This window comes from Arthrobacter senegalensis (genome assembly GCF_059091765.1).
Genome location: NZ_JBNHGZ010000006.1, coordinates 1 through 26,268 on the forward strand (window position 1 = coordinate 1; position 26,268 = coordinate 26,268).

General features: G+C 68.4%; 28 protein-coding genes. 12 read left to right on the top strand and 16 right to left on the bottom strand.

Annotated features, from left to right (window positions below; all coding sequences use genetic code 11):
- Positions 1–102: 102 nt before the first annotated feature.
- From AC5RVG_RS15715 to AC5RVG_RS15740, 6 genes are all read right to left on the bottom strand, one after another.
- The gene (locus AC5RVG_RS15715; protein ID WP_494014581.1) at positions 103–663 is read right to left on the bottom strand and encodes a Dps family protein; all 561 of its coding nucleotides are present in this window, start codon (positions 661–663) and stop codon (positions 103–105) included.
- Between the two features lie 125 nt (positions 664–788).
- Positions 789–1,592, bottom strand: coding sequence for a TspO-related membrane protein (locus AC5RVG_RS15720; protein WP_494014582.1), 804 nt, complete (start codon positions 1,590–1,592; stop codon positions 789–791).
- Positions 1,593–1,660: 68 nt separating this feature from the next.
- Positions 1,661–2,449, bottom strand: a complete 789-nt coding sequence (locus tag AC5RVG_RS15725) for an anti-sigma factor (protein ID WP_494014583.1) — start codon at positions 2,447–2,449, stop codon at positions 1,661–1,663.
- Entirely contained in the window at positions 2,436–3,008 is a 573-nt protein-coding gene (locus AC5RVG_RS15730; RefSeq protein WP_494014584.1) for an RNA polymerase sigma factor, read from the bottom strand. Before AC5RVG_RS15730 ends, AC5RVG_RS15725 begins: the two co-directional genes overlap by 14 nt.
- 64 nt (positions 3,009–3,072) lie before the next feature.
- Positions 3,073–3,768, bottom strand: a complete 696-nt coding sequence (locus tag AC5RVG_RS15735; RefSeq protein ID WP_494014585.1) for a class F sortase — start codon at positions 3,766–3,768, stop codon at positions 3,073–3,075.
- Between the two features lie 117 nt (positions 3,769–3,885).
- Positions 3,886–4,707 (bottom strand): DUF4397 domain-containing protein, encoded by an 822-nt coding sequence (locus AC5RVG_RS15740; RefSeq protein WP_494014586.1) that lies wholly within the window; start codon positions 4,705–4,707, stop codon positions 3,886–3,888.
- Positions 4,708–4,897: 190 nt separating this feature from the next.
- Between AC5RVG_RS15740 and AC5RVG_RS15745 the strand changes: the two genes are divergently transcribed.
- The 3 genes from AC5RVG_RS15745 to AC5RVG_RS15755 all read left to right on the top strand — a co-directional run bounded on the left by AC5RVG_RS15745 (position 4,898) and on the right by AC5RVG_RS15755 (position 7,540).
- The gene (locus AC5RVG_RS15745) at positions 4,898–5,413 is read left to right on the top strand and encodes a DUF6328 family protein (RefSeq protein ID WP_494014587.1); all 516 of its coding nucleotides are present in this window, start codon (positions 4,898–4,900) and stop codon (positions 5,411–5,413) included.
- Positions 5,414–5,477: 64 nt separating this feature from the next.
- On the top strand, positions 5,478–7,079 hold the full coding sequence (locus AC5RVG_RS15750; RefSeq protein ID WP_494014588.1) for an SDR family oxidoreductase: 1,602 nt from the start codon (positions 5,478–5,480) through the stop codon (positions 7,077–7,079).
- Positions 7,076–7,540: a hypothetical protein gene (locus AC5RVG_RS15755; RefSeq protein WP_494014589.1), complete on the top strand. Its 465-nt coding sequence runs from the start codon at positions 7,076–7,078 to the stop codon at positions 7,538–7,540. The genes AC5RVG_RS15750 and AC5RVG_RS15755 overlap by 4 nt, the downstream gene beginning before the upstream one ends.
- Positions 7,541–7,615: 75 nt before the next feature.
- Here the strand turns inward: AC5RVG_RS15755 and AC5RVG_RS15760 are convergent, their stop codons facing one another.
- Both AC5RVG_RS15760 and AC5RVG_RS15765 read right to left on the bottom strand, forming a co-directional pair.
- Entirely contained in the window at positions 7,616–8,422 is an 807-nt protein-coding gene (locus AC5RVG_RS15760) for a cache domain-containing protein (RefSeq protein WP_494014590.1), read from the bottom strand.
- Positions 8,419–9,204, bottom strand: a complete 786-nt coding sequence (locus AC5RVG_RS15765) for a winged helix-turn-helix domain-containing protein (protein WP_494014591.1) — start codon at positions 9,202–9,204, stop codon at positions 8,419–8,421. Before AC5RVG_RS15765 ends, AC5RVG_RS15760 begins: the two co-directional genes overlap by 4 nt.
- Positions 9,205–9,388: 184 nt before the next feature.
- On the opposite strand from AC5RVG_RS15765, the gene AC5RVG_RS15770 reads away from it, so the two are divergent.
- The 4 genes from AC5RVG_RS15770 (at position 9,389) to AC5RVG_RS15785 (ending at position 13,625) form a co-directional block, all read left to right on the top strand.
- Positions 9,389–10,456 (top strand): ABC transporter ATP-binding protein, encoded by a 1,068-nt coding sequence (locus AC5RVG_RS15770; RefSeq protein ID WP_494014592.1) that lies wholly within the window; start codon positions 9,389–9,391, stop codon positions 10,454–10,456.
- 46 nt (positions 10,457–10,502) lie between these two features.
- Positions 10,503–11,702 (top strand): ABC transporter substrate-binding protein, encoded by a 1,200-nt coding sequence (locus tag AC5RVG_RS15775; protein ID WP_494014593.1) that lies wholly within the window; start codon positions 10,503–10,505, stop codon positions 11,700–11,702.
- A 178-nt stretch (positions 11,703–11,880) separates the two neighbouring features.
- Positions 11,881–12,810 carry an ABC transporter permease gene (locus AC5RVG_RS15780; RefSeq protein WP_494014594.1) on the top strand — a complete coding sequence of 310 codons (930 nt, stop codon included), beginning with the start codon at positions 11,881–11,883 and terminating at the stop codon, positions 12,808–12,810.
- An 11-nt stretch (positions 12,811–12,821) separates the two neighbouring features.
- A complete protein-coding gene (locus AC5RVG_RS15785; protein ID WP_493968560.1) occupies positions 12,822–13,625 on the top strand; it encodes an ABC transporter permease in 804 nt (267 codons plus the stop codon).
- Positions 13,626–13,675: 50 nt separating this feature from the next.
- Here the strand turns inward: AC5RVG_RS15785 and AC5RVG_RS15790 are convergent, their stop codons facing one another.
- Positions 13,676–14,743 (bottom strand): enoyl-CoA hydratase/isomerase family protein, encoded by a 1,068-nt coding sequence (locus tag AC5RVG_RS15790; protein WP_494014595.1) that lies wholly within the window; start codon positions 14,741–14,743, stop codon positions 13,676–13,678.
- Positions 14,744–14,887: 144 nt separating this feature from the next.
- On the opposite strand from AC5RVG_RS15790, the gene AC5RVG_RS15795 reads away from it, so the two are divergent.
- A complete protein-coding gene (locus tag AC5RVG_RS15795) occupies positions 14,888–15,994 on the top strand; it encodes a copper resistance D family protein (protein ID WP_494014596.1) in 1,107 nt (368 codons plus the stop codon).
- On the opposite strand, the gene AC5RVG_RS15800 is transcribed toward AC5RVG_RS15795, so the two are convergent.
- From AC5RVG_RS15800 to AC5RVG_RS15815, 4 genes are all read right to left on the bottom strand, one after another.
- Positions 15,991–16,353, bottom strand: a complete 363-nt coding sequence (locus tag AC5RVG_RS15800) for a hypothetical protein (RefSeq protein WP_494014597.1) — start codon at positions 16,351–16,353, stop codon at positions 15,991–15,993. The two genes, AC5RVG_RS15795 and AC5RVG_RS15800, sit on opposite strands and share 4 nt — an antisense overlap.
- Entirely contained in the window at positions 16,299–17,693 is a 1,395-nt protein-coding gene (locus tag AC5RVG_RS15805; RefSeq protein ID WP_494014598.1) for a glycosyltransferase family 2 protein, read from the bottom strand. Before AC5RVG_RS15805 ends, AC5RVG_RS15800 begins: the two co-directional genes overlap by 55 nt.
- A 648-nt stretch (positions 17,694–18,341) precedes the next feature.
- Entirely contained in the window at positions 18,342–20,144 is a 1,803-nt protein-coding gene (locus AC5RVG_RS15810) for a DUF4389 domain-containing protein (protein ID WP_494014599.1), read from the bottom strand.
- A gap of 402 nt (positions 20,145–20,546) precedes the next feature.
- Complete coding sequence (locus tag AC5RVG_RS15815) at positions 20,547–20,990, bottom strand: glutaredoxin family protein (protein WP_494014600.1); 444 nt, start codon at positions 20,988–20,990, stop codon at positions 20,547–20,549.
- A gap of 160 nt (positions 20,991–21,150) precedes the next feature.
- Between AC5RVG_RS15815 and AC5RVG_RS15820 the strand changes: the two genes are divergently transcribed.
- Positions 21,151–21,903: a SurA N-terminal domain-containing protein gene (locus AC5RVG_RS15820; protein ID WP_494001672.1), complete on the top strand. Its 753-nt coding sequence runs from the start codon at positions 21,151–21,153 to the stop codon at positions 21,901–21,903.
- 106 nt (positions 21,904–22,009) lie between these two features.
- Here AC5RVG_RS15820 and AC5RVG_RS15825 read toward each other — a convergent pair whose 3' ends face one another.
- The 3 genes from AC5RVG_RS15825 to AC5RVG_RS15835 all read right to left on the bottom strand — a co-directional run bounded on the left by AC5RVG_RS15825 (position 22,010) and on the right by AC5RVG_RS15835 (position 23,801).
- The gene (locus AC5RVG_RS15825; protein ID WP_494014601.1) at positions 22,010–22,444 is read right to left on the bottom strand and encodes an Hsp20/alpha crystallin family protein; all 435 of its coding nucleotides are present in this window, start codon (positions 22,442–22,444) and stop codon (positions 22,010–22,012) included.
- 155 nt (positions 22,445–22,599) lie between these two features.
- Entirely contained in the window at positions 22,600–23,160 is a 561-nt protein-coding gene (locus tag AC5RVG_RS15830) for a GNAT family N-acetyltransferase (RefSeq protein WP_494014602.1), read from the bottom strand.
- A gap of 80 nt (positions 23,161–23,240) precedes the next feature.
- Entirely contained in the window at positions 23,241–23,801 is a 561-nt protein-coding gene (locus AC5RVG_RS15835; RefSeq protein WP_494014603.1) for a type 1 glutamine amidotransferase domain-containing protein, read from the bottom strand.
- 215 nt (positions 23,802–24,016) lie between these two features.
- Between AC5RVG_RS15835 and AC5RVG_RS15840 the strand changes: the two genes are divergently transcribed.
- Genes AC5RVG_RS15840 through AC5RVG_RS15850 form a run of 3 tightly spaced genes read left to right on the top strand, consistent with a single transcriptional unit; the run spans position 24,017 to position 26,251 of the window.
- The gene (locus AC5RVG_RS15840) at positions 24,017–25,075 is read left to right on the top strand and encodes an iron-containing redox enzyme family protein (protein WP_494014604.1); all 1,059 of its coding nucleotides are present in this window, start codon (positions 24,017–24,019) and stop codon (positions 25,073–25,075) included.
- A complete protein-coding gene (locus tag AC5RVG_RS15845; protein WP_494014605.1) occupies positions 25,072–26,106 on the top strand; it encodes a glycosyltransferase family 2 protein in 1,035 nt (344 codons plus the stop codon). The genes AC5RVG_RS15840 and AC5RVG_RS15845 overlap by 4 nt, the downstream gene beginning before the upstream one ends.
- The gene (locus tag AC5RVG_RS15850) at positions 26,042–26,251 is read left to right on the top strand and encodes a CDGSH iron-sulfur domain-containing protein (RefSeq protein WP_494001678.1); all 210 of its coding nucleotides are present in this window, start codon (positions 26,042–26,044) and stop codon (positions 26,249–26,251) included. Before AC5RVG_RS15845 ends, AC5RVG_RS15850 begins: the two co-directional genes overlap by 65 nt.
- Positions 26,252–26,268: the final 17 nt, after the last annotated feature.

Here is a 26,268-nt window from a genome sequence, read left to right on the forward strand (position 1 = left end):
GTGGTCTGCGGTCTGGGGGTACGGAGGTGGTCTGGTTGGCACTTTTGGGGGGGTGCCGCCGGGCCCTGGATGCGGCGAGGCGCGCCGGAGGGCGCCGCCGGCCTACTTGGTCTTCTTGGCCGCGCCCTTTTCGGTCTTGGCGCCTTCGGTCGCCAGTTCGCCGGCGCTGTTTTCCAGGTGTGCGCGCATGAACCACTGGAAGAGCTCCAGCTCGGCGGTCTGGCCGATCAGCATGTCCTCCGTGACCGGATCGATCTCGCCGACGGTTTCGATGGCCTCGCGGTGGTCGGAAATCACGCCGTTGTACACGACGTCCAGGGCGGCCAGGTGCTCGGCGGTCCCGGCACGGTGGATGTCGTAGTCGTCCCAGCTGCGCTCCTTGACCAGGGCGCCGGGCAAACCGTTCGGCGAGACGCCCAGGGTGGCGATGCGCTCGGCGGTCTCGTCGATCATCGCGCGGACCTTTTCGATCTGCGGGTCCAGCATTTCGTGGACGCCGATGAAGTCGCGGCCCACCACGTTCCAATGTGCGTGCTTGAGCGTCAGCTGCAGGTCGTTGAGGGCGTGAAGCCGCATCTGCAAGAGGTCGGCGACCTTGACACCCTCTTCAAGTTCGAGCCCCGGTACGGTGTAGCTTGCCTTCGATCGGTTCGTTTCCGCCATGAGAAACCTCCTTGTGTAGGTGCTGCCGCTTGTCGGCGTGCTGCTATTCCCAACCTAGCCATGGCCGGCGGTTTCGTCCCGTCGGAGCCATGTCCGTCAGCCAAGGGCGAAATTCAGCACCCTTACTAATCTCCCGGCGCTCCCCTGGCAATGAACCGGATGACGACGGCGGAGAGCAGCACCACCGCGGCGCAGATGCCGGCCGCAATCGCGGTGCCTTCGTCCACCAGCCCACCGTCCAGGCGCCCGACGGCGATCCAGGCCAGGCCCCAGGCGGTGGCCAGCGCCGGCGCGAGCCGGCCGCGGCTGTACAGGGCGGTTCCGACGCCCACCGCCGCCGCGACGGCAAGCACGATGGAGGACAGCAAGGTGACCGGCAGCCCCAAGCCGTCCAGCCCGGACGCGGCGAGGACGGCGGAGGTGTTGGCGACCGTGGCCACGGTGACCCAGCCCAGATACAACCCGAAGGTGCCGTCGGTGATCAGGGTGTCCAGCCACGCGCCGGACGTCGACCAGACCAGCAGCACGAGGATGCGCGCCAGCACCGCCAGCAGGACAACGATCACCGTGAGGCTGAACACCAACAGGCCGGCCTGCACCACCCAGATCCAGGCAGCGTTCAGGAGCATGGCCGCCACCGCCCAGGGACGCAGGGCCGCGTGCCGTTCCGACTGCCGCTGCGCCGGCAACAGTTGCCACACCGCGTAGGCCAGCAGGCCCAGGTAAATGAGCGACCAGATGCGGAAGGCGGCCGAGGCCGGGGCCAGCGGCGTCGAGTCCTCATTCAGCCAACCCCCTGCCGCCTCCTGGATCGGCGTTCCCATAAGCGCCCCGCTGCCCCAAAAGGCGGCAACGATGGCCGCCAGGGAACTGGCCAACACCAGGATCGGCACGGCCCGCCCGGTCCTCGTCTCCGTTTGCTGCTGCATGGTTCCTCCGGCTGTCGACGGATGTTCGGGTGCGCTGCGGGACCTTCCTGTCGTTACCGGAGGGACGGCTAGGTGTCGAGGGTGCCGCGGACGATGCTGACGCTGGAGTGCTCGGGGTTTCCGTCCAGCGGTTCGTCCGAAACGTCGACGATGGGGAACCGCGACAGGTCCAGTCCGTCCGGGATGGCGAACCTGCCGGTGTCCGAGTCCATCACACCGAGGCTGACCAGGGCGGACAAATCCGGTGCTATCAACCACACCTCCTGGTATCCCTGCGCCTCGTTCTCGCTCAGCCGGATCTCGAGTTCCCTAGTGCCGTTGGCTTCCACTACCCGGGCCGTTCCGGTGGCCGCGTACTGCTCCAGCGGTTCCAACTGCGCCTGCGCCAGCGTGGCGGCGTTGCGGGTGACGCCCCAGGAGATGCCGATGGCGGCGACGATCGCCACCGCGGCCGCCGCGGCCAGCCAGGCGGGCAGGTGCCGGGAGGACACGCGCCGGGAGGACGGAGGCCCGGCGGGGAGGCGCCGGGCAGCCTTGGGCTTGGCAGATACCCCCCGGGATGAGGCGGTCCGGGCCGGCCGGCGCCCGGCCGGCGCTGTTTCCGTACGACCCTGCAATGGGTCCGCGGCCAGTTCGGGGGAAAGCGCGAGTTCCCGGTGAATGGTTTCCCACACCGCCGGATCCGGCGGCTCGAGGGTTGGTTCGGGGTTGGCCCTGACCGCCTCCACCGCGCGGCGCAGCGCTTGGTACTCCTCAGCGCACTGGCTGCAGCGGCGCAGATGGTCCCTGTCCGATTGGTTGCCGACGGCGTCGTCCAGCGCCAGCAAGCTGATCAGTTCCGGTTCAAGATGCTGCATGGTCGACCTCCAATCGGCTCCTCAGGTGGTGCAAACTGCGATGAATATGGCTCTTGACGGTACCAACGGGTAGGTCCAGCCGGTGGGAGATCTGCTCGTGGGTCAGATCCTCGTAGAACGCCAGGCGCATGATGGAGCCCTTGGGTTCACCCAGCCGCTCCAGCTCATCGTCCAGCAGCAGGCGGTCAGCGAGGACCTCCGGCGACTGAGAGTCCCGGGCGAATGCGGGGTCCGGCATGACCGCCGAAACGGCCCGCAGTTTGTGCTGCTCGCGGGCGGCGGAGGAATAGGCATCGGCGATGGCGCGGCGGGTGATCCCAACGATCCATGCGGGCAACCGGCCGAGCGCGGGATCGAATCCTTCCCGCGATCGCCACGCCCGGATGAATACTTCCTGGGTGATATCGTCCGCCGCGGACTTGTCTTGCAGGGCCCTGGAGGCCAGCGTGTGGACGAGCGGGGCCAGGTGCCGGTAGGCATCGGCGATGGCAGCCTCCTCACCCGCCGCGAAGGCTGCGTCAATGTTCGTGTCCCACGCTTCGAAAGGATGAGGTACCAAGCCTGCGTCCTTCCGGTTGGTCGGAGGAAACGCCACGCGAACAGTTGTTGCGGGACCGGAAAAGTCAGTCGGGAACTGCCGTGACAACCACATTGTGGCTGTAATCCTCTCGCGCGTCCAGCCATTGGCCACCGCAGGTGACCAGCTTGAGCAGCGGTTGTCCATCGCGGCGGAAGATGCCGTTTCCGTCGAAATCGTCCTTGTCCATCAGCGCCACCTCGGCGACACGGTAGGTCACGGGACCGGCGGCAGCCCGTTCCACCGTGATGCGGGTGCCCTGCTCCAGCTGCCTCAGTTCGGAGAAGGGAGCCAGGCCCGCCAAGGTGTCAACGTGGGCCGCTATGACCGCGGTCCCCGTCCGGTCGCCCGGCGCGGCACCGTAGCGGTACCAACCCGCCTGCTCCACCGACTCGGGGATCTCCATGGCGTTACCCGTTGTGACGCCGACGTCGACGACGCTCACATCGATTGACGTGCCGGCCACGACCAGCCGGGTGGGCGGCGTCTCCTGATTGGCGGCGGTCAGTGGTGCGGCCAGCCGCACCGGAATGTCGGCAGGGTCGGGGATCTTGTCGACCGCCGGGACCGCGGTTTCGCCCGGCCCTGCGGGGTTTCCAACAGCTGCCGGGGAGGCCGCCGGAACCAGTTGCCGGCCCGCGGCGGGTTGCATCGGTGCGGCGCAGCCGGTAGCGGCGATCAAGACGCCGCAGCACAGGAGCCCTGCGCGGGTGCCCATCGTCGTCGTCGGTACGGTTGTCATGATTCTTTCCTCGAGGGGTGGTTGCAGGTGCCGAAGCGATGGTTGCCGGTGCTAAAGCGATGGAAGCCGGCGGCGCCCCGGGCTGGCGCCGCCGGCTTCTTTTCGGACCCGTCGCAGTTAGTCGGTGGTGCGAACCGCTTGCTTGCGACGGGCGACTGCGCCGGTGCCGAGGAGCAGCAGCACTGCTCCGCCGGCAACCGCGGCGATGGTGTAGTCCGGGCCGGCCTCTGCGGCCGCGCCCGCCATGCCGCCCGGCACGGCGCCCGGCGCGGAATGCAGTCCTTCGATGTTCTGCACCGCAAGGGCCAGGTTGCCGTCATTCAGGCTGCCCCAGGCGTAGACAATCGTGTGGGTGCCCTCCGCCACCGGCACGTCGGCCGGCCCGATCACCGGTTCGGTGGTGCCCGCCGCGGCCACCGCAGCGGAGATGGTGCCCGGGTCGAGGGTGAGGGTTTGCTCGTCCGGGTTGGACAGGCCCTGGATCACCGGGGATCCTCCGGCCAGCACGTCGACGGCGGGGGCGGCGGCCGTGTGGCGCACGGTCAGCTTGCCCTTGCCGGCCTCAATGGCCGAGACGTCGTTGGTGAAAAGGTTGGCGGTGGGATTGCCCTCGGCGTCCAGGTTGGCCACGGCGGTGTAGTTGCCGCCGCCTGCCAGTTGGACATCCACCGGGCCGATGGCGGGGCTGTCGGCGTTCTCGGCGTCCGAGGCGGTGATGGCCAGCGAGTACTCGCCCGCGGGCAGTGCCAGCGGACCGGCCAGGTCGCCGGGAGCGAAGTCATCCAGCGTCCGTTCGCCGTTCACCCACACGTCCACGGTCAAATCGGGGACGCCGTGCAGGACCGAGAGCTGGGCTTCCTGTTCGGCCGCCTGGGCGGGACTTGCCGCGCCGAGTGCCAGAAGCCCCAGGGCTGAAACCGTAACGATGCTCTTGCGCATTTTGTTCTCCTTCAACGGCCCGGGTGCTCCGGGCTGATCGGTGCTTACACCCCTACTACTGTCCGGGCGGGGTATTTGGATGCACTTTCATGGAAATTTTTTTTGGCGGCGTCTCTCCCCTCGGGATGCGCCCCGCCGTCGTACTTCCCCCGGTTGAGTGGAGAGCGGCCGGAGACGCTAAGTTTTTCCTATGGCTACGGAAGATCGCGTTAACGAACATTCAAAGGGCCGGACCGAGACCTTCGAGGAGAAGCTGGACCGGAATTGGAACGAGCTGCTGCAGGAGCTGCGGGTGATGCAGACCGGCGCGCAGATCATCACCGCGTTCCTGATGACGCTTCCGTTCCAGAGCCGCTTCAGCGATCTGGCCCCGTACCAGGTGAGCCTGTACATCGCGCTGCTGGTGCTTGCGGCGCTCATGACCGGCGTGATCCTCACGCCGGTGGCGATCCACCGCCAGCTGTTCGGGCTGCACCTCAAAGACGCGACCGTGGCGCACGGGCACCGGATCGTGAGGGTCGCGGTGCTGGGGATCGGGCTGCTGGCCACCGGTTGTGTGGCGTTCATCGTGGACGTGATCGCCGGCGACGTCCCCGCCCTGGCGGTGGGCGGCGGCGTGCTGGTGGCAATGTTCTTCCTGCTGTGGATCCTGCCGTACCTGCTGCGGCGCGGGCTGAGCGGCGCAGAGCCGCGCTCCAGGGACTGACGTCCGGCGCTTTCCGGGCCCTTGACCCCGTGACAGGGCCCGGCGCGGGTGGAAGCATGGCGTCATGGCCACTCCACCGGAACCGACGCCGCAACTGGTGCTGGTCACCGGCGCCACCGGCTACATTGGCGGGCGGCTGGTTCCGCGGCTGCTGGCCCGCGGCTACGCCGTGCGCGTCCTGGTCCGCTCACCGGGCAAGCTCGCGGCCGTTCCGTGGCACGACGACGTGGACGTTGTTGCCGGCGACCTCGCCGACGCCGACGACGCCAAGCTGGCCTGCGCCGGCGTGCAGACGGTGTTCTACCTGGTGCACTCCATGGCCTCCGGGAACGACTATGAAGGGCGCGAACTCGCGATAGCGCACACGGTTGCGGCCGCTGCCGCCGCGGCCGGGTCGCAACGGATCGTCTATCTGGGCGGGCTGCATCCGGAGAACGTCGAGTTGTCCCGCCACATGCGTTCGCGGGCTGCCGTGGGCCGGACGCTGCTGGAAGGCGAGGTGCCGGCGGCGGTCTTCCAGGCCGGCGTCGTGATCGGCTCCGGTTCCGCCTCCTTCGAGATGATCCGGCATCTGGCCGAAAACCTGCCGGTCATGCCGGCGCCCAGCTGGGTGCGGCGCACCGTGGAGCCGATAGCCATCAGCGATGTGCTGCACTACCTGGAACGGGCGCCGGAGCTGCCGGCCGGGCTGAACCGCACCTTCGACATCGGCTCACGGGAACGGATCACCTACGCGGGACTGATGTACGGGTACGCGCGCGAGGCCGGGCTGGCGCGGCGGCTGATTTATGCCCTGCCGATTCCGGCTCCCGCGCTGGCCGGCTGGTGGGTGGCGCTGACGACTCCGATCCCGCACGCCATGGCCGTGCCGTTGGTGCAGTCCCTCCAGCACGACGCCGTCTCCGCGGAACACGACATCGACCGCTACATCCCGCCGCCCGAGGGCGGACTGACCGGGTACCGCCGCGCGGTGCAGCTGGCGCTGGGGAAGATGGCCAGCGGCGAGGTGGAAACCAGCTGGACCAACGCCTCCAACAGCCCGCCGTCGGACCCGCTGCCCAGCGACCCTGAGTGGGCGGGCCGCACCGTCTTCGTGGACGCGCGGGAACGCGGCTCCGCCGTCGCCGCCGAGGACGTCTGGCGGGTGATCCAGGGGATCGGCGGGGACAGCGGCTGGTACTCGTGGCCCGCGGCCTGGGCCATCCGGGGCGTGCTGGACAAACTGGTGGGCGGCGCCGGACTCAACCGCGGCCGGCGGCATGCCGACCGGCTCAGCGTGGGCGACGCCGTTGACTGGTGGCGGGTGGAGGCCATTGAGGACGCGCCCGAGCGCCGGCTGCTGCGGCTGCACGCCGAGATGAAGGTGCCGGGTCAGGCCTGGCTGGAACTGTCGGTGGTCCCCGCGGACGGCGGCAGCGTCTACCGGCAGCGCGCCATCTACTTCCCCACCGGGCTCTCCGGCAAGCTCTACTGGTGGCTGGTGCTCCCGTTCCACGGGCTGATCTTCCCCTCCATGGCCCGCAACATCATCCGCCGTGCATCCGCGCTCGGGGCTGGGGGCGAGGCGACCGCCGCGGACTCGGCCGCCGGACGCAACGCTGCCGGGCTGGGGGCCGCCGGACTCGGGGCTGCCGGTGACGCGACAACCGGAAAGAGTGCACCATGACAAAGCGACCTGACGACGTGCCCGCCGAAAAGTACCGGCGCCCCGAGGGCCTCGACGACGCCACCCTTGAGGCCCTGGGCAAGATTTCGGAGGCGCTGGAAGCGGTGGAACACGCCCGCGGCCTGCTGTACGGCTTTCACCGGCTCACCGGTACGGCCGACTTGGCGCTGGGCGAGGCGGTGGAGCTGCTGCGCAAGGCCGGACACCGGCAACTGGCCGAGCGCGTCGACCGGGAGATCGTGGGCCGCAACGTCATCGAGGGGCATTGGACGTTCCAGATCATCGACGAGTACGACGAGATCTACTACGGTCCCTTCAAGGAGCTGGAGCGGCAGGCACGTGAAACGCTGGCCGGCGGCCGCAAGCACCTGTTCGAAGCCGCCATGAAAGAGGACCGGCGCACCCACGGGCTCCGAAACCACGAGGCAAACGCCCCGGGCCAGCGGGACGCCGGCACCTGATCGCGGCTGGCACGATCCCGGCCCGGCTTCCAGGGGACAGCCTTTAAGCCACGACGTGCTCCGCCGGTCTGGCCGTTAGGCCTGCGGGTACACAACCGCCAGCGGCAGCCGGCCGCAGTCCAGCACAACCAGTTCCACCTCGTTGTACCGGTCGCCGCGGGGCGGCACCGTCCGGGGGCGGGCCGGAGCGGCTTGGCTTCCCGGATCGCCGATCCTCCCTGCCGCCGGACCGGTCGCCGGGACGGCACCCGGCGCCAGCAGCGTGCCGGCGGCCAGCTGGGCGTCGGCGGAAACCACCACCCGGCCGGCACGATTGACCAGGGCCGCGGCCGGGTGCAGGTTCTTCAGCGCCGGCAGCAGCAGCGGTTCCAGCGATTCGACAAAGACGTCGGCGCCCGCCACGCCGACGCGCCGGTCCCCCACCGAGACCGGGACCGTCATGGTCATGGTGTATTCGTCAGTGCAGAGGAAGTCCACGTAGGGTCCGGTGACATGCGGCAGGCCGGTTTCCATCGGCCGGGTGAACCACTCACGCCGCGTGTAGGCGTCGGAGGCCGATGCCAGGGCGGGCAAGACCAGCCGCTCCATGCTCTCGCCCTGCCACCACGCCATGTGCCAGGAAGCGTCGGCCACCGCGTGGGCGGCGGCCACAAAGCCGGCGCCGACCACGGGCCTTTCCTCCCTCCCCACCAGCTCAGCGACCAGCGGCTGCATGGTCGCGGTCACCTGCTTGCCGCCCGGCGGCCGGGCCGGATCCTCAAACAACCCGGCCAAGGCGGGCACCCACGCGTTCACTTCGGCCAGGATGTCTTCGAAGAATCCGGTGACCTCGGCGAGCGGATCCGCCGCACGTGCTGATACCGGTTGGGCCATGGAGTTCATCCCGTCCTCCTTTGGGCGGTAGCGCGGGTCGGGCCGGCGGGCCGGTCGGTCAGCCGGGCGTGTTCGTCGATCAGCGCCGCCAATCCGGTCTGGATTTGTTCGGTCACGGTTGTGCGCGCCGTGGCGGCATCGGCTGCGGCAACCGCGTCGGCAATGCGGTCGCACATCTGCACCATCGTGGCGTCGAACTCTGCGTCCTCGTGGAGCACCGACAACAACGGACCAAAGTCCTTATAGAGCCGGACGAATTCACGCGTCAGCCGCGCCGACTGGCTCAAGGCTGCCAACTCCAGCAGGAAATCGCCGACGACGGCGCCGCCGGTGCCTGTTGACCGGGAAGCATGCAGGATCCGGCGCAGCATTTCGGCGTCGTCGGGATCGGCAAAATCCGCCGCCAGTTCGGCGGCGGTCGCCGCAATGGCACGGTAATGGATAGCCAGGTCGCGCAGCTCCACCCGGCTCATCCGGCCCAGGCGGTCGCGGACCAGTTCCGCACGCCGTCCGGTGGGGACGGTAACGAAGGTGCCTCCGTCGCGGCCCCGCCGGGTGGCCACAAGCCCGCGGGATCGCAGGCCCACCAAGGCTTCCCGGGCCGTCACCGTGGCCACGCCCAAGGAGGAGGCCAGCTCGGCCTCGCTGGGCAGCCGGTCGCCGTCGGCCAGCACACCCGCGGCAATCCCTTCCAGGATCCGGTCCTCCACGCGCTGCGCCTTGCCGCCCTCGCCCAGCGGGGCGAAGACCGCGGCGAGCAAGCGCTGGCGTGGCGGTGATTCCTTGGGCATGCGTCGATCCTTCCAGACGGACCGCCCGCAGGACGGCAGGACGCGGCGGAGCGCCTGCGGCCGGAACGGGCCGTAACAAGAAATCTACCCGATGTGACCCGCTTTACATTTAACCTCTGGTTTCATATGTTAACGCAAGACGATGTAGTCCACGCCACATCAGCCCTCTTGAAAGGACCCAGCCGTGCAAGCCACAGCCACCTCCGCAACCACCGCGCCGGACAGCACGGGGGCCTCCGCCACGCCTGCCATCTCCCTGCAGCAGGTCGCGAAGACCTTCGGCGACTTCACCGCCGTCAAAGGTCTGGACCTGGACATCCGCCAGGGCGAGTTCTTCTCCTTGCTGGGCCCCTCCGGCTCCGGGAAGACCACCGTGCTGCGCATGATCGCCGGCTTCGAACTCCCCACCTCCGGCCGCATCGATCTGGCCGGTCGCGACGTCACCCGCAAGGCGCCGTTCGAACGCGACGTCAACACCGTGTTCCAGGACTACGCGCTCTTCCCGCACCTGAGCGTGGCGCAGAACGTGGAGTACGGGCTCAAGCTGCGCAAGACGCCCCGGAGCGAGCGCCGCAGGCTGGTGAACGAGGCGCTGGAGATGATCCGCCTGCCCCGGGTGGCCGACCGGCTGCCCTCGCAGCTCTCCGGCGGCCAGCGTCAGCGTGTTGCCCTGGCGCGGGCACTGGTCCTGCGTCCGCAGGTGCTGCTGTTGGACGAGCCCCTCGGCGCGCTGGACAAGCAGTTGCGCGAACAGATGCAGGTGGAACTGAAGCAAATCCAGCGCGAAGTGGGCATCACGTTCGTCTTCGTGACCCACGACCAGGAAGAAGCGCTCACACTCTCGGACCGGGTCGCCGTGTTCAACGAAGGCGTGGTGGAACAGGTGGGCACGCCCGAGGACCTGTACGAGCGCCCCGGCAGCCGGTTCGTCGCCTCCTTCCTCGGCAACACCAACCTGGTGGAGGGCGCCTTGGCCAAACAGCTCACCGGCTCCGACGCCCTGCTGAGCATCCGGCCGGAGCGCATCCACATCCGCCGCCTCGACGAGCCCGTGGAAGCCGATGGCCTCTCCACCGTGGAAGCGCTGATCGAGGAGGTCATCTACACCGGTCCCGCCACCCGCTTCGTGGCACGCACCGCCGTCGGGCAGACCCTGATTGTCCAGGAGCCGAACGATGCCCGCGCCTCCGGCGCCCAGCGCGGCGACCGGGTCCGGCTGCAGTGGTCTTCCCGTTTCAACTACACCGTCTAGTCCCGCACCAACTCCGTCACTACGCACCCTGAAGGAAAGGTACTCCATGAAGATCACCAAGGCACTGCCGCTGGCGGCACTCGCCTCGCTTTCGCTGGTCCTGGCCGGCTGCGGGGGCTCCACTCCCGCCTCGTCCGCCGGCGGCGGCATCCAGGTCCCTGACATCCCGGCCGCCACCGAGGTGGGCGAGTCCGAGGGCGAAGTCAACATCATCGCCTGGGCCGGCTTCGTCGAGGACGGCTCCACCAACCCCGACGCCGACTGGGTCACCGAGTTCGAAAAAGAGACCCAGTGCAAGGTCAACCGCAAGGTCGGCGCCACCAGCGACGAGATGGTCCAGCTGATGCGCACCGGCGAGTACGACCTGGTCTCGGCCTCCGGCGATGCCTCGTTGCGCCTCATTGCCGGCGGCGACGTGGCCCCGATCAACACCGATCTGATCCCGAACTTCGGCCACATCGTGGACGGCCTGAAGGGCCAGATCTACGACACGCTCAACGGCAAGACCTACGGCGTTCCCATCGGCCGCGGCGCCAACGTCCTGATGTACAACACCGAGGCGGTGCCCGAAGCCCCTGACTCGTGGGAAGCCACCTGGGACCCGAACAGCGAGTACGCCGGCGAGATCATGGCCTACGATTCGCCGATCTTCATCGCCGACGCGGCCCTCTACCTGATGGCCACCCAGCCGGAGCTGGGGATCACCAACCCCTACGCGCTGGATAAGGAGCAGCTGGCCGCAGCGGTGGAACTGCTCAAGACCCAGAACGGCATCGCCGGCGAGTACTGGAACGACGCGCTCAAGGCCGTCTCCTCCATCTCCTCCGGGACCGCGTCCCTGGGCACGGGCTGGCAGGTCATCGTGAACATCGCCCAGGCCGACGGCGGAAAGGTTGAGTCCGTGCTGCCGAAGGAAGGCGCCACCGGCTGGTCCGACACGTGGATGCTCTCCGCGCAGTCCAAGAACCCCAATTGCGCCTACCAGTGGATGGACTGGGCCTCCTCCGCCGAGGTGAACGCCAAGATGGCCCAGAACTTTGGCATGGCCCCGGCCAACGCGCTGGCGTGCGAAGGCTCCAAGGAGAACGAGGAGCACTGCGCCACCTACCACGCCACGGACGAGGAGTACTACAAGCAGGTGTGGATGTGGACCACCCCGGTGGAGCAGTGCATTGACGGCCGCACCGACACCACGTGCACCAACTACCAGGAGTGGACCAAGGCCTGGACCGAGGTCAAGGGCTAGTCCCTCCCTCCAGCACCCTCCCCATGGCAGGGGCGCGGCGCGCGGTGAGCACCGCCGTCGTGCCCCTGCTGTGGAGGCATTCCCAGCACGACGGCGGTGTCCCCGCCGGCCGTGCACACGCATCCTGATCAGCACCGCATCTGAAGGAGGAACGGCGGGCAGGCCCGCCGAAACCACCATGGCAGCACCAACGATCGAACCGGAGGCCGCAGCCCGCAGCGCCTCGGCGCCGGGCAGCGAGCGCAGCGGACTGGGCGACCGGATCTCCCGACTGCTCTACGCCCGGCCCAAACTGCGGCTGACCGCGCTCCTGACCCTGCCGCTGGCCTGGCTGGGCGTGCTGTACATCGGATCGCTGATCCTGTTGTTCATCACCGCTTTCTGGACCACCGACTCCTTCACCTCCAAGGTGATCCCCGCGTTCACCGTGGAGAACTTCGTGGAGATCCTCACCGTGCCGGCCTATCAGTTCACCGCGCTGCGGACCATCGGCATCGCGCTGGCCGTGACCGTGCTGTGCGCCGCGTTGGCGCTGCCGCTGGGACTGTACATGGCCAAGGTCGCCTCGCCGCGGATGCGCGCGGTGCTGGCCATCGGCATCACGCTGCCGCTGTGGGCCGGCTACCTGGTGAAGGTGTTCTCCTGGCGCATCACGTTCTCCAGCGGCGGCCCGCTGGACTGGCTGCTGGCCCCGCTGGGCATGACCGGGCCGGGCTACGGCACCGCGGCGCTGGTGGTCACGCTGGCTTACCTGTGGTTCCCGTACATGGCGGTGCCGGTGTACTCGGCCTTCCGCCAGATCCCGGACAACCTGTTCGACGCTTCCTCGGACCTGGGCGCGAAGGCTTGGTCCACAGTGCGCACCGTGGCCGTCCCGCTGTTGAAGCCGGCGTTCATCGCCGGATCCATCTTCACCTTCTCGCTGAGCCTGGGCGATTACATCGCGGCGCAGTTCGTCGGCGGGAAAACGCAGGTGATCGGCACGGTGATCGCCTCCAACATCAACCTCAATCCGCCGTTGGCCGCCGCGTTCGGCACCGTGCCCATCGTGGTGGTTGTCCTGTACCTCTTCCTGGCCCGCAAGTCCGGCGCCCTCAAGCAGCTTTAGGAACTTCACCGATGAGACTTTCCTCCTCCGCCAAGGTCACCCTGCGCCTGTTCGCCGGGCTGGTGATGGCCGCCATCTACCTGCCGCTGCTGCTGGTGATCGTCAACTCCTTCAACGCCACCACCTCCGGCGCGTTTCCGATCACCGAATTCACCACCCGCTGGTGGGAAGCCGCCTTCCGCAACGAGGGCGTGCGCGAGGCGCTCTGGACCTCGCTGCGCGTGGCCACGGTAGCCACCGTGATTGCGTTGCTGCTGGGCAGCATGATCGCGTTCGCGCTCTCCCGGTACGACTTCTTCGGGAAGAACACGGTCAACCTGCTGGTGGTGCTGCCCATCGCACTGCCGGGCATTGTCACCGGCGTGGCGCTGAACAACACGTTCAAGACGGTGCTGGAACCGCTGGGCATCGGCCTCGGGCTGTTCTCGGTGATCGTGGGCCACGCGACGTTCTGCATCGTGATGGTGTTCAACAACGTGCAGGCCAGGCTGGGCCGGATGAACAAGGGCCTGGAAGAGGCCGCCATGGACATGGGCGCCAACGTGGTCAAGACCTTCTTCCAGGTCACGTTCCCGGGTTTCCGCTCGGCGTTCGTAGCCGGCGGCCTCCTGGCCTTCGCGTTGAGCTTCGACGAGATCGTGGTGACCACCTTCACGGCCCCGCCCGGAACCGAGACCCTGCCCATCTGGATCTTCAACAACATGGCCCGGCCCAACCAGGCGCCGGTGGTTAACGTGATCGCTGCCGTGCTGATCATCGTGTCGATGATCCCGGTCTACCTGAGCCAGCGGATGACCGGAGACGACAAGAAGTAGTAAAGGCTCGACGGCGCGGGTTCCCGGTTTCCGGGGCCCGCGCCGTTCGTCTAGCTGCCCGCGGCTGGTTGTGCCGCAACGGATGCGGCCAGGCCCAGTTCGTCCTCGCCGAGGTCCGCGAAGTAGGACTCGACGGCGGCACGGTCCACCTCCGCGAGCGTGGCCGGGTTCCAGCGCGGATTGCGGTCCTTGTCGATCACCTGGGCGCGGACGCCCTCGGCGAAGTCCGGAGCGGCGACCAGCCGGATGCCCAGGCGGTAGTCCTGGTCGAGCACCTCCTCCAGCGTGTCCATCCTGCCCGCCCGGCGGAGTGCCTCGAGCGCGAGCTTCACGGCGGTGGGCGATTTCAGGGCGATCTCCTCGGCGGCGGCGCGCGCGGCCGGGACCGGCGAGTGCCGCAGGGCGGCGAGGATCTGCTCGGCGTCGTCGTAGGCGTAGCACTCGTCGATCCAGTGGCGTTCCTTGTCCAGGTCCGACGCCGGGACGTCCGTGTGGGAGAAGGCCGCCATCGCCTCAATCGCGGGGGCCTCGGCGAGCGCGGCCGCCAGGGCCGGCAACTCGGCGCTGTCCACGAAGTAGTCGGCCAGGCCCATCACGATGGCGTCGGCTCCGGTCCCGGTGCCTGCGGTCAGCGCGAGGTGGGTGCCGAGCTCCCCCGGTGCCCTCGAGTACAGGAAGCAGCCCCCGACGTCGGGAATGAACCCGATCCGGGTCTCCGGCATGCCGACCTTGGTCCGCTCGGTCACCACCCGGTAGGAGGCGTGTGCCGACACTCCGACGCCGCCGCCGAGCACCACGCCGTCCATGAACGCCACGATCGGCTTCGGGTAACGGGAGATCAGCGAGTTCATCCGGTACTCGTCTTCCCAGAAGAGCTGGTCGCCGCCGTCCTTCATGTGCCGGTAGATGGCCACGATGTCGCCTCCGGCGCACAATCCCCGTTCCCCGGCGCCGGAAATCAGGACGGTCTCGACGGCGTCGTCCTCGGCCCACTCGCGGAGGGCCGCCGTGATCGACGTGATCATCGAGTCGTTGAGGGCGTTGATGGCCTTCGGGCGGTTCAGGACGATGTGGCCCAGGCGGCCGTTGCGCTGCAGCAGTATCTCGTTGGTATTCATCGCTGGACAGCCTACCCGGCGGCGGCCGCCGCGTCAGCGGGCGTAGGGCGGCCGCCGCCGTCGCGTTGGCGGCGACAACGGTTGAAGGCGACCGGCGGCCCGCAGCCTCTCGACGCCGCGGGGTGCGCGCCCTATCCTGCACGAATGACCCATCCCGACGCGGAACCGGGCACGCAGCCGGCAGCAGAACCTCCGGTTATGCCCCTGCGCCGGCTGCCGATGTGGGCTGTTGCGGGCTGCTGCCTGCTGCTGGGGGCCGGCCTGATGGTCCTGGGACTTGCCGCGGGAGGCGCGGTCGCGCCGCCCCTGCCGGGTCTGCCCTCGGCGGGAGCAGCGACCGCTTGGGCGCTTCCGGCGGCAACGCTGCTGGCCACCGTCGGCATGGTCCTGGCCATCGGCTTCGCCTGCGTGGCGCTGCTTGCCCTCCCCGCGGGAAGCCAGGAACTGTCGTCTGCCGGCCGGGGGCTGGTCGTCGTGGCGGCCGCGCTGGGAGCCACCGCGGTGCCGGCCGTGGTGGTCCGCCTGTGGTTTACCGGGAGCGAACTGCTCGGCGTGTCCGTCACCCAACTGGACCCCGCGGAGCTGATGCGGGTGGTCTTGGAGGTCAGGCCCGGCAGGGTCCTGCTCTTCCAGGCGGTACTGACGGTCGTGGCGGCGGCGACCGCGCGGTTCTCGCGCACGGCGACCGGCGCGGGACTGGCCCTGATTCTTCTGGTGGCAGCCCTCGCCATGCCGCCGCTGGCAGGCCACGCCTCCAGCCACGACGAACACTTCCTGGCGGTTGCCAGCCTGGGCCTTCATGTATCCGCCGCTGGCGTCTGGGCGGGCGGGTTGGCGGGCGTGGCGTACCTGGCGCTGCGGGCACCCGACGACTTCCTGCGGACCGTGCGGCGTTACAGCGCGCTGGCGCTGGCGTGCGCCACGGCGGTGGCTGCCAGCGGCCTGGTCAATGCCGTGCTCCAGATTCAGGCCCCGGCCGCGTTGGTCTCCGGCTACGGGTTCCTGGTGTTGGGCAAGGCGGCGGCGTTCGCGCTGTTGATTGTGTGCGGCTGGCTGCATCGCCGCACGACGCTGCGCGCCTTTGCTGCCCGGGAACGTGCTCCCGTCGGCCTCCCGGCCATGGCGGATCCCGGGCTGTCGGCCGGACCCGCGCCGCTGCGGCCGTTCCTCCGGCTGGCCGCCGCCGAGCTCATGGTGATGGCGGCGGCCTACGGCCTGGCGATAGCGCTGGCCCGGACACCTCTGCCCTAGCTGGTTCCGCGGCGTGGCATGTCCACGACGGGCGGGGCAGGGACAGCCATTCCGTCAGCTCGGCGTCCGCCGGAACGAGCGTGCCCCCGGCGCGTGTCAGGGTGGATGCTGCGCGTCTCGGAGCGCTGGTTGGTTCTGCGCATCCAGTCGGCGGGGTAGACCTTGGGTAGAATCTTGGTCACGGCCAGCGCGGCATACATGACGGTGTTTATGGCAACGAAGGCCGCTAGGACCGCAAACAGTTCGGAGTGCAGGATCGGTTCGGGAAGCAGGATTCCGGCGGACAGTATGAAGTAGGCGCCGGTCATGACCGGGCCGCCCTTGCTGCTGCCGGGCCGCGGCGCGTGACGTGCTTCCATGTGGCCTTCCGGCCCAGGGATATGTCGATGATTCCTTTGACGTAGACGATGTTTATAAACATGTCGAAGAACAGTTCGGGCAACAGCGTGAGTGCTAGCAGGCGTGCCCGCCAGCCGCCCTTCCACACCGTGGCCGTCCGTTCCACGGCGAACAGGGCACCCATCCCGAGCCAGAATGGGAACAAGATCCAATCATCAAGTGAGAGCACCATCAGCGCGATGAGCAGCAGGTAGGAGCCCAGGGCAATAACGCCGTAGCCGATGCCCAGTTGCTGGGCCCAGTAACGAAGCGTCTGGGGGGTAACGCCGTAGGCGCCGATGTTCTCCAGGGCACCGCGCTGCCAGCGCAGGCGCTGCGCCCACAAGGTGCGCCAAGTGGGCATCAGTTCGGTGACGACCGTGCACTGCGCCGGGGAGATCGTTAGGGCGCCGAGAGACTTCAGCGCGATGGTTAGTTCGTTGTCTTCCGTCAGTGACGCCGTGTCATAGACGTCACCTGGCTTCCCTGGAATCGACCGTCCGCGCTGCAGTGCCGCCGCGCGCAGCGCAGCGGGACGAAAGAGGGAGGCGGTGCCGGTGAGCACGAACACCCGGCCGCGGCGGCGGCGCATCTCACGGGCATAACGGATGTACTCGTTGCGTTGGAACTGGCCAAGCAGCCCGTGCCCTTCCTCCCCGTTAAACAACCCGCCTACAGCCATCAGCGCGCGGTCGTCTGTGAAGCGTTGGACCGCGGCCGCCAGAAAGCCGTCATCGAGTCTCGTGTCGGCGTCCATCACCATGACGACGTCGTTGTCGCCTTGTCCCGGCAGCAGCATCTTGAGCGCCTGGTTCAGCGCTCCGGCCTTCTTTTGCGTGTTGTCCACTGTTTCGAAGACTTCGACCCCGGCTTCGGCGGCAAGTCGGACGGTGGAGTCGTTGCAGTTATCGGCGACAACGATGACTCGTTCCGGCTTGTGCGACTGGGCCAGCAGGGAAGCGATGGTTTCGGGGAGGGAAGCCTCCTCATTGTGGGCCGGAATCAACACGGTCACCGTGACTGGGCCTGCGTAGACACCGCGGGTTGCGGCCATCACCAGCCTCGGAGCCAGGGGAGTTGCCCGGTGGTCGATGGAGCGGCGCGATCTGGTCGACACGAGCCGCTCGAGCAGCGCTATGCCGGTCACAAGCAGAAGCGCCAGGGCAGCGGCCGCCAGAATCACCCGCGCGGGAGGAGCCTGCGTGTCGTAGAGGAAGCTCCAAAGCCCGAAAATAACGCCTTCGGAGGGGGAAGCGGGCGCTTCCCGATCGTTTGCGGCAACGGCGGACCAAAGCACCGTCGCCGCGCCCGCGGCAGTCACCCCAATGACCGCGCCGACTCCCCGTTTAAACCGCCCCCGCTCCATACACCCGCTCCTGCTGGAATGAACGTCTCAGCTGAAGACTAGCGGGTACCGGTTTGGGGCCTGCAGGGTTATCCGCTGCGTTTGCTCAAGTTGTTATGTGACCCGTGGTGGCGGCTTGAACACCTCGGAGCACCCCCAAGCCGCAACCGTCGATGACCGGCAGTGCGCGAGCCCATTTGGATCTGGTTGACACTCCCCATGCTTTTGGGGCGGCCAGGGTCAGCGCGTCGTTGGTGCGGCGGGTCATGCGTGCGAACCGGCGGTTTCGGACCGGAGAGGCCTGCCCGCTCGTGCAGGTAGGAGAAGTACAGTTCCCTGGCGGTCGGCAGGATGATCAGCTGGACGGTCGTCCGGCAAGATCCGAATCGACGATGCGGGCGTCGTCAGTTCCAGCACAACTGTCCCTCCCTCTCCGATCGGATTCTACGGGGAGCGCCCGACGGAGCGTGCGACGGTCGACACGGCTGAGCGGCGCCGCCCGGAATCATCGGCGAGCAATCTCGTCCTTACCTGGCTTCGCCTAATGCGGAGACACACCCTAGCTGGGTCCGCTGCGTGGCCAGAAGGAACGCGGGTGAAGGCTGCCAGGAGCAGTCTCTTGGCTTAGGTCGTTCCTGGCGGGCGGGTCCACGGCTCCGGTCCCCCGTTGCCCGGGGGCGGTGTTCCGGGTGTCCCGGGTTCTTGCGGCCGGGCTGTCGGCTCCTGCGGGTTGGCGGGCCCTGGCCCCTGAGGGGCGGTCCCCGGGTAGACGGGCCCTTGCCCCTGAGTCGCGGCCCCCGGGTTGAGGGGCCCTTGCGCTGCGGCCGGGGCCGACGGATCGACGGGCCCCTGCGCTGCGCCCGGGGCGGACGGGTCGACCGGCCCCTGGTCCAGGCGGAAGGGCGGGTACTCGTCGCGCATCAGCAAGACGTAGGCCGCCACCCGGTAGGCCCAGCGGTTGATGCCGATGATCAGGTCGAACAGCTCCTGCCGGTAACGGCTGCTGAAGAGCAGGATCACCGCGGTGATCAGCACGAGCAAGCCCAGCAGCGACGGACCCCACGTTGCCGGGGACGCATACGAGTCCTCGCCCCAACCCCTGCCCCAACCGCGGTCCCAGGCCGCACCGGTGCCACTCGTGAAGATGCCGACAATGAGCAGGTGCGGGATGGCCAGCAGCCACCATTTCACCAGCACGAGCCAGTGCGAGAGGCGCTGCGGGTACGCCACGTCCAGGTTGGCCGGGTAGTCCGCGGCGGCCAAGGTGAACGGCGGATACCGGTCCGTGCCCAGCGCGGAGTACCCGTAGAAACCCACACGCCAGGACCAGCGCAGCACTCCGACGTTGAACCAGAACCAGGACCTCGGATAACGCCCGGTGAACAGGATCACGATCCCGGCCGCGATCGTGGCCACCAGCACGGCAAACCACAGCACGGCCAGGACGATGTAATGCGGAATCGCCAACAACCACTTGACGAGCCAGAGCCAGCGCGAGAGCCGGCCATCCAGGAAGCCGGTCACCAGCACCGGGTATGACTGCGTCGACCGTCCCCACCCGGCGCTCGCGGCCGGTGCGGCTCCCGGGCCCTGGCCCGGGCGGCGGTACTGATCCATGCCGTCCGGACGCTGGCCCGGACGGGAACGATCGGGATCGATGTCGCGGCCCAGGCCGGCGGAACCGAGCAACAGGAGGGGAATGCCGATGACCAGGCCGACCAGTCCGGCGATCAGCAGGCCGTTCCCGGCCGGTCCCAGCACATCGGATCGTGCCCCTGCCTGCACCTCCACCCACACCGGGCGGGAGGCGTCCGCGTTCATCACGACGAGCGACCATCGGCCGGGCTGCAGGTCCCAGGCAACTTGCTGCGGGCCGCTGCCGGAGGTCGATTCCGTCCAGAAGTCCTGCTCGCCGGGCGGGGCCGGCACGCGGTCCCCTTCCGAGGTCACCTCGTCGTCGTCATCGAACCACGACGAGCGCCCCGGCCGGTCTCCGTCGTCGGACCGGGAGGCGTCACCCAGCGAGGTGTAGGAGACGCCCTCCAGATAGGCCGCCGCGTCGGAGGCCTCGGCGATGCCCACGAACACCTCTTGGTCCGGAACCACGGGGGTGACGCGCACCTGAAAACTGGCCAGGTCTCCGACCGGCGGAATATTGGGCATCCCCGCTGCCCCGGGGTCGACGACCACGGAAGGGCCGACCAGGGCATACCCCGTGCTCTGGTACTGCTCCGTCGGCCCGGTCAGGTAGCGGCCGTCGCCCTGCACTGCGTTGGCACCCAGAATGACGGCGGCGCTGATGGTCAAGGCCAGCCCGGCGACGCTCAGCAGCACGCCGAGGATCAGCAGCACCCAGTGTCCCGGCTTCATCCGGGCGGCTGGCGGCGCAGGACTGGGCGCGGGAGGCGGGACAGGTTGGGCGGTCATGACGGTCCTTTCGCAGCGCGTGCCGGAACCGTGCCCGGACTAAGCGCCTACGGCTGGGTTGGCAGGATGCGGGCAGCCGGACCGGCGCCCGGCTATCGGGTTCTCGTGCGTCAGCGCGTCAGCAATCCGCCCAGCGGTCTCCAACGTCGCATCAAGGGGACTGGCAGAGGCATTCGAAACCCGCATGGTGCCACCTCCCCCTGGGTGCGCTTCCCCGTCACAGTGTGCCCTCCAAGGCCCGGCTCCCGCCCCCAACAGGAACGAGGCCAGCCTGGACGCCGGCGCACTTCAGGCAGCCCCAGTCCGTCAAATGCCGGCGGTACACATGCCCGGCCGCGCTCGGCGCGTGTGGCTGCAGGCACCATGGTACTCAGCCGCTCGGACCGGGGATAGAGTCCGCGCTTACCTGCCGGCCAAGGCCCGGCCGACAAGGCTGGGCTCAGGGTTGGTCACGACCTCTCCGCCCAGCAACACCGTGGGAACGGTTTCGTTTCCGTCGTTGTGCTGCCGGACGAACGCCGCGCCTTCCGGGTCCTGCCAGATGTTCACCCAGTGGGCGGCCCGGCCGTTGCGGCCCAGGGTTGCCCTGAGCCGCAGGCAGTAGACGCAGCCGGGCCGCCAGAAGATGACCACCCGGCCAGGATCGTCGCTTTGGTCCCGCAACGCGGTCCACGGGGCGGCCCGCCGGCTGCCGAAGAAGGGACTGACCGCCCACGCGCCGGCCAGCAGCAGCGTGGCGAAGATGATGGCGGGCAGCCATTCGCCGTCCTGCCCCTTATAGAGCAGGGCAGCCACGCCCAGCCCGGCCAAAGCCGCTGCGGGGAACCATCGCTCGAAGCGTTTCATGGACACAGCGTACGCGCGCCCTACCGCCAGCCACCGTCGCCCTCCCTCCGCTTTTGCCTAGGTTTCTCCCAGCTTTCGCCACGGCAACACACATGCTGGCCCAGTAGTGTCGCTCACTTATGCACCGAGATGGGAGAACAGAGTGACTAAGAAGTGGTTAATGAGCCTGGCCGTTGCCGGCTCCATCGCCGTCCTCACCGCCTGTGGCGGGTCGCCGGCGGAGGAGAGCGGTTCGAGCCCGGCGGCCTCCGCGGAAGCCGGCGCGGGTGCGGAAGGGCAGGCCCAGCTGCCGGAGCCGGATCTTGAAGGCATCCCGGACGTGGTGGCCGTGGTCAACGGGACGGAGATCCCGAAGGACAAGTTCACCGCCGCGTACGAAGGGCAGTTCCAGCAGATGGCCATGCAGTCCCAGATGACGGGGCAGGACGTGGACCAGGACGCGCTGAAGCAGCAGACGGCCGAGGCCATGGTCGGCACGCAGTTGCTGATTCAGGAAGCGGACAACCGCGGGATCAAGGCGTCCGACAAGGACGTGCAGGCCTCACTGGAGGAGATGGCGAAGGCCAACCAGTTCAAGACCGTGGACGAGCTCATGGCCGCCATCAAGGAACAGGGCATGACCGAGGACGAGGTCAATGCCGAGATGGAAACCCAGGTCCGGGTGGACAAACTGATTGCCGAGGAGGCCGGCAACGCCAAGCCCACCGAGGACGAGCTGAAGGCCGCCTACGAGCAGGCCAAGAAGCAGCAGGAGCAGATGGGCGAACAGACCGGCCAGAAGGCCGAGGTCCCCTCGATGAAGGAAATGCGCCCGAACCTGGAGCAGCAGATTCAGGCGCAGAAGGAAACCGAAGCCACCCAGGCCCTGGTCACGGACCTGCGTGAGAAGGCGGACGTCAAGATCAACCTCTGATTCTCCCTCTCTCGAAACTACGACGACGGTGCCCGACTTAGCGGGCACCGTCGTCGTAGTTGTGGGGCGGCTGACGTAGTTGCCGGGCGCTGACGCAACCGGCGCCCTACCCGCGCCTGACCTGTATTTTCTGTCGCGGCGTTTCCACCTCCACCTGGGGAACAGGGGCCTTGATCTCGAGCACTCCGTCCCGGTAGGTGGCGGTGATGTCCTCGTCTTTGACGCCCTGGGGCAGCGGCACGCTGCGGGAGAAGGATCCGTAGCGGAACTCCGAGCGGTAGCTGCCCTTCTCCTTCTGCTCCTTCCGCTCGTGGCGCTCGGCGTGGATATGCAACTGTCCCTCGGAGACGGAGATCTCGGCGTCCTTCTCCGGGTCGATGCCCGGCAGTTCGGCGCGGATGGTCAGGACGTTGTCTTTGATTTCCTCCTCCACCCGAATCATGGATTTTTCCTGTTCACCCTCGAAAAAGCGGCGGAACGGCTCCGCCAATTCGAAGGGCGAGCGGCGCTCGAACGGCGGCCACCTCAACAAATCGCTCATGGCACACACTCCTGTGACAGAAACGGCAGGCTGGCGGCCAGGCGCCGCCGGCCCGTCATACCCTTCAGTTTTCGCAGGTGCAGGTTCTGGCATAACGCACCCGGTGCGTTCGGCACGGCAACATGGTATAGCTGCCCGGTATATACGGGAATGGGTTAGGCCTGCGGGCGGACCGCGGCATAGAGCAGCATGTCCCGGCGCACCCCGCCGACGGTTTGGTAGCTGCGCAGCAGGCCCTCGCGGCTGAAACCTGCGGATTCGGCGGTCCGGATCGAGGCGTTGTTCCAGGGCTCGATGTAAAGCTCCAGCCGGTGCAGTTCCGGGATGGTCCAGGCGAAGGCCGCGAGCGCCGCGAGCGCATCCGCCGCCCGGCCCTGCCCCCGGTATGCCGGGCCCATCAGGTAGCCGGCGGTCGACCGGCCTTCCGGCAGGTAGGTCAGCCACAGTCCGATCTGGCCCACTGCCCGATCCGACTCCGCGTCCGCCACCGCGAAGGAGTACCCGGCGCCGGAGGTGAACCGGCCGTTCTGGCGCAGGATCCACTCCACCGCGTCGTCCTCCCGGCACGGCGAAGGGATGGAACTGATCAGCGGGATGTACGGATCCCGGGCCAACTCCAACGCCAGATGGGCGTCGTCGCTGCGGAATTGGCGCAGCACCACGCTGCCCTGCGCCGGCGTGACCTCCGGCCAAGCCAAGGGCAGGCGTGCATCCATGTCGGCGATGGGGCCGGTTCCCTTCTGCGGGGCCGGCACGGGCGGCGCGGAAGGGGGCTGCACGGGCGTAACGTCCGGGCTCAAGGGGTTTCGGCCAGGACGTCCATGACGGCGGCCACGAACTGGTCCAGATCGCCCGGGTTGCGGGACGTGACCAGGGTCCAGCCGTGCTCGCGGTCGATCACCACGGGTTCGTCGTCCCAGTGGCCGCCGGAATTCATGATGTCCGCCTTGAGCGAGACGTAGGAGGTGAGGGTCTTGCCGCGGGTGCGCCCGGTTTCGACCAGGAGCCACGGTCCGTGGCAGATGGCGGCGATCGGCCGGCCGGATTCGGAGAAGGACCGCACGATGCCCTGGGCGTCCGGGTCCAGCCGCAGCTGGTCCGCGTTCAGGGTCCCGCCGGGCAGGACCAGCAGGTCGTAGTCGCCGTCGGAAACATCCGGCAAAGACTTGTCCACCGGGATTTTTTCGCCCCGGTCCCAGTCCCCGACCAGGGTTTCCACGTCGCCGGCTTCGGGTGCCGCGATCGTGACGTCGACCCCGGCCGCGCGCAGTTTTTCGACCGGGATTTTCAGTTCGTCCTGTTCGACGCCGCGGTTACTCACCGCTACCAGGACCTTTTTGCCGGCAATTTCGGGCATGTCTTCCGTCCTTCCTACGGGGATGTTCGGACTCTTCCCACCTTGCCACCGCTGGGAAGTGAAGCCAAGCGGCGGGGGACGTTCCTGCTGCGCGCTGCGGGTCAGCGGCCGGGCGGGGCCTTGACGTCCCGCGGCCGCCGGGATGCACTTGAGATCAACAGATCGCCGCCGAGCGCGGTACATAACGCCATGCGCGGGCTACATAAGGAGACGCCGTGAAGCTTCCACATCCCCGGGGTCCTGTCAGTGAAACACTGCTGGCCGCGCTGCAGCGCAACGACGTTCCGGACGCCCTGCCGCAGGTGCAGGACGCAACAGAGCAGGCATTGGCCGCAACGGCGGACATCCTGTTCGACGACGATCTGCAGCTGGCACTGTTCTGCCTGTACGAACTGCACTACGGCGGGTTGGACGGGGTGAACGACCGGTGGGAGTGGAATCTGCCGCTGCTGCAGGTCCGCGCGAAGATTGAGCAAGACCTGGAAGCGAGGCTGCGGGAGTCGGTGTCCGTGGCGGTGCCGGAGCGGCTGACGGCGCAGGCCGTGGCGGACCGGCTGTTCGAGATGGCAGCCGACGACGGCGGGCCGAGCGTCTCCGGATTCATGGCGCGCGAGGCCACGCTGGAGCAGGCGAAGGAATTTGTGGTGCTCCGCTCCGTGTACCAGCTCAAAGAAGCCGACCCGCATACCTGGGCGATTCCGCGCCTGCACGGGCGGGCGAAGTCGGCGATGGTGGAGATCCAGGCGGACGAGTACGGCGGCGGAAAGCCGGGGCGGATGCACTCGCAGCTGTTCGCGCGCACCATGCAGGGGCTGGGCCTTAATTCGTCCTTCGGCGCATATGTGGACTCGGTTCCGGCCATCACGCTGGCGTCGGTCAACGCCATGTCCATGTTCGGGCTCCAGCGGAGGCTGCGCGGAGCCATCTGCGGGCATCTGGCCATCTACGAAATGACTTCCTCCATCCCGAACGGAAAATACGCCCGCGGCTTCCGCCGGCTGGGCTTTGACGGCGAGGTGGCCGAGTACTTCGACGAGCATGTTGAAGCGGATGCAGTCCATGAACAGATTGCCGGACGGGATCTCGCCGGCGGGCTGATCGCCGAGGACCCCACGCGCGCCGCGGACGTCTTTTTCGGTGCCGGCAGCGCCTGCTATCTGGACGGACTCGCCGGCGGTTGGCAGCTGGACGCGTGGAATGCCGGCAGGTCGGCGCTGCGCCAGCCGCTCGATCCGGGCCAAGAGGCGCCGGTCGCCGCCGGCGCATCGGTGTGAGCATCGAGTATGTCCTGCCGCTGAAGTGGCAGGACTGCACCGGCGACGCCGAGCTGACTGCGTACCTCATGTCGCTGCCTGCCTGGGTGGACATCACCGTGGTGGACGGATCCGCCGACCCCGTGTTCGAACGGCATCACCGGCTCTGGCGGCGGCGGGTGCAGCATCTCCGCCCGGACGGACCGGCCACGCCCAACGGGAAAGTCCAGGGGGTGCTCACCGGATTGCGGCAGGCGCGGCATGACCGGGTCATCATTGCCGACGACGACGTGCGGTACACCCCGGAGAGCCTTGCCGCCGTCGCGGAATTGCTGGCGCAGGCCGAACTGGTGCGCCCGCAGAACTACTTCGACCCGCTGCCGTGGCATGCCCGCTGGGACACCGCGCGGTCCCTGCTGAACCGGGCGTTCGCGTCCGACTACCCGGGCACGCTCGGCGTCCGCCGCTCGCTGCTGCTGAGGACCGGCGGCTACCGCGGCGACGTGTTGTTCGAGAACCTGGAACTGATCCGCACGGTCCAGGCCGCGGGCGGACGCCAGATCCGGGCCGACGGCATCTATGTCCGGCGGCTGCCGCCCACCTTCCGGCACTTCGTGGGCCAGCGGGTTCGGCAGGCCTACGATTCGCAAACCCAGCCCGGGCGCCTGGCCGTCGAGCTGCTGCTGGTCCCGCTCCTGCTGCTGCAGGCGCGCCGGCCGGCGGGCTACGGGGCGTGGGCGGCCGCCGCCGTCGTCCTTGCGGAAGCGGGGCGGCGGCGCGCCGGCGGTGCCCGGGTGTTCGGCGCGTGGGCCGCGCTGTGGGCACCGCTGTGGGTGCTGGAGCGGGCCGTGACCTCATGGCTCGCCGTGGGCTGGCGCTGGGCGGGCGGCGTGCCGTATTCCGGCCGTCGGCTGCGGAGCGCGGCCAGCAGCCCGGCATCACTGCGGCGGCGGTTCAGCCACTTTAACGCTTCGATAGGAGAAATTTATGACGAGCCAGGAACCGACCGAGATCGTCGTCTGCCCCGACGGGCCGCTGCTGGTGCGCGGTGACTTTGACCTCGTGGACGGTGACGGCGAGGCCGTGCCCCGGACGCGGGAGACGGTCGCCCTGTGCCGCTGCGGCGCGTCGGGCATCAAACCGTACTGCGACGGAACGCACAAGCTGATCGCGGCGAGGCGGAAGGCCGCGCAGTAGAGCGGTCGTGCGGCGCC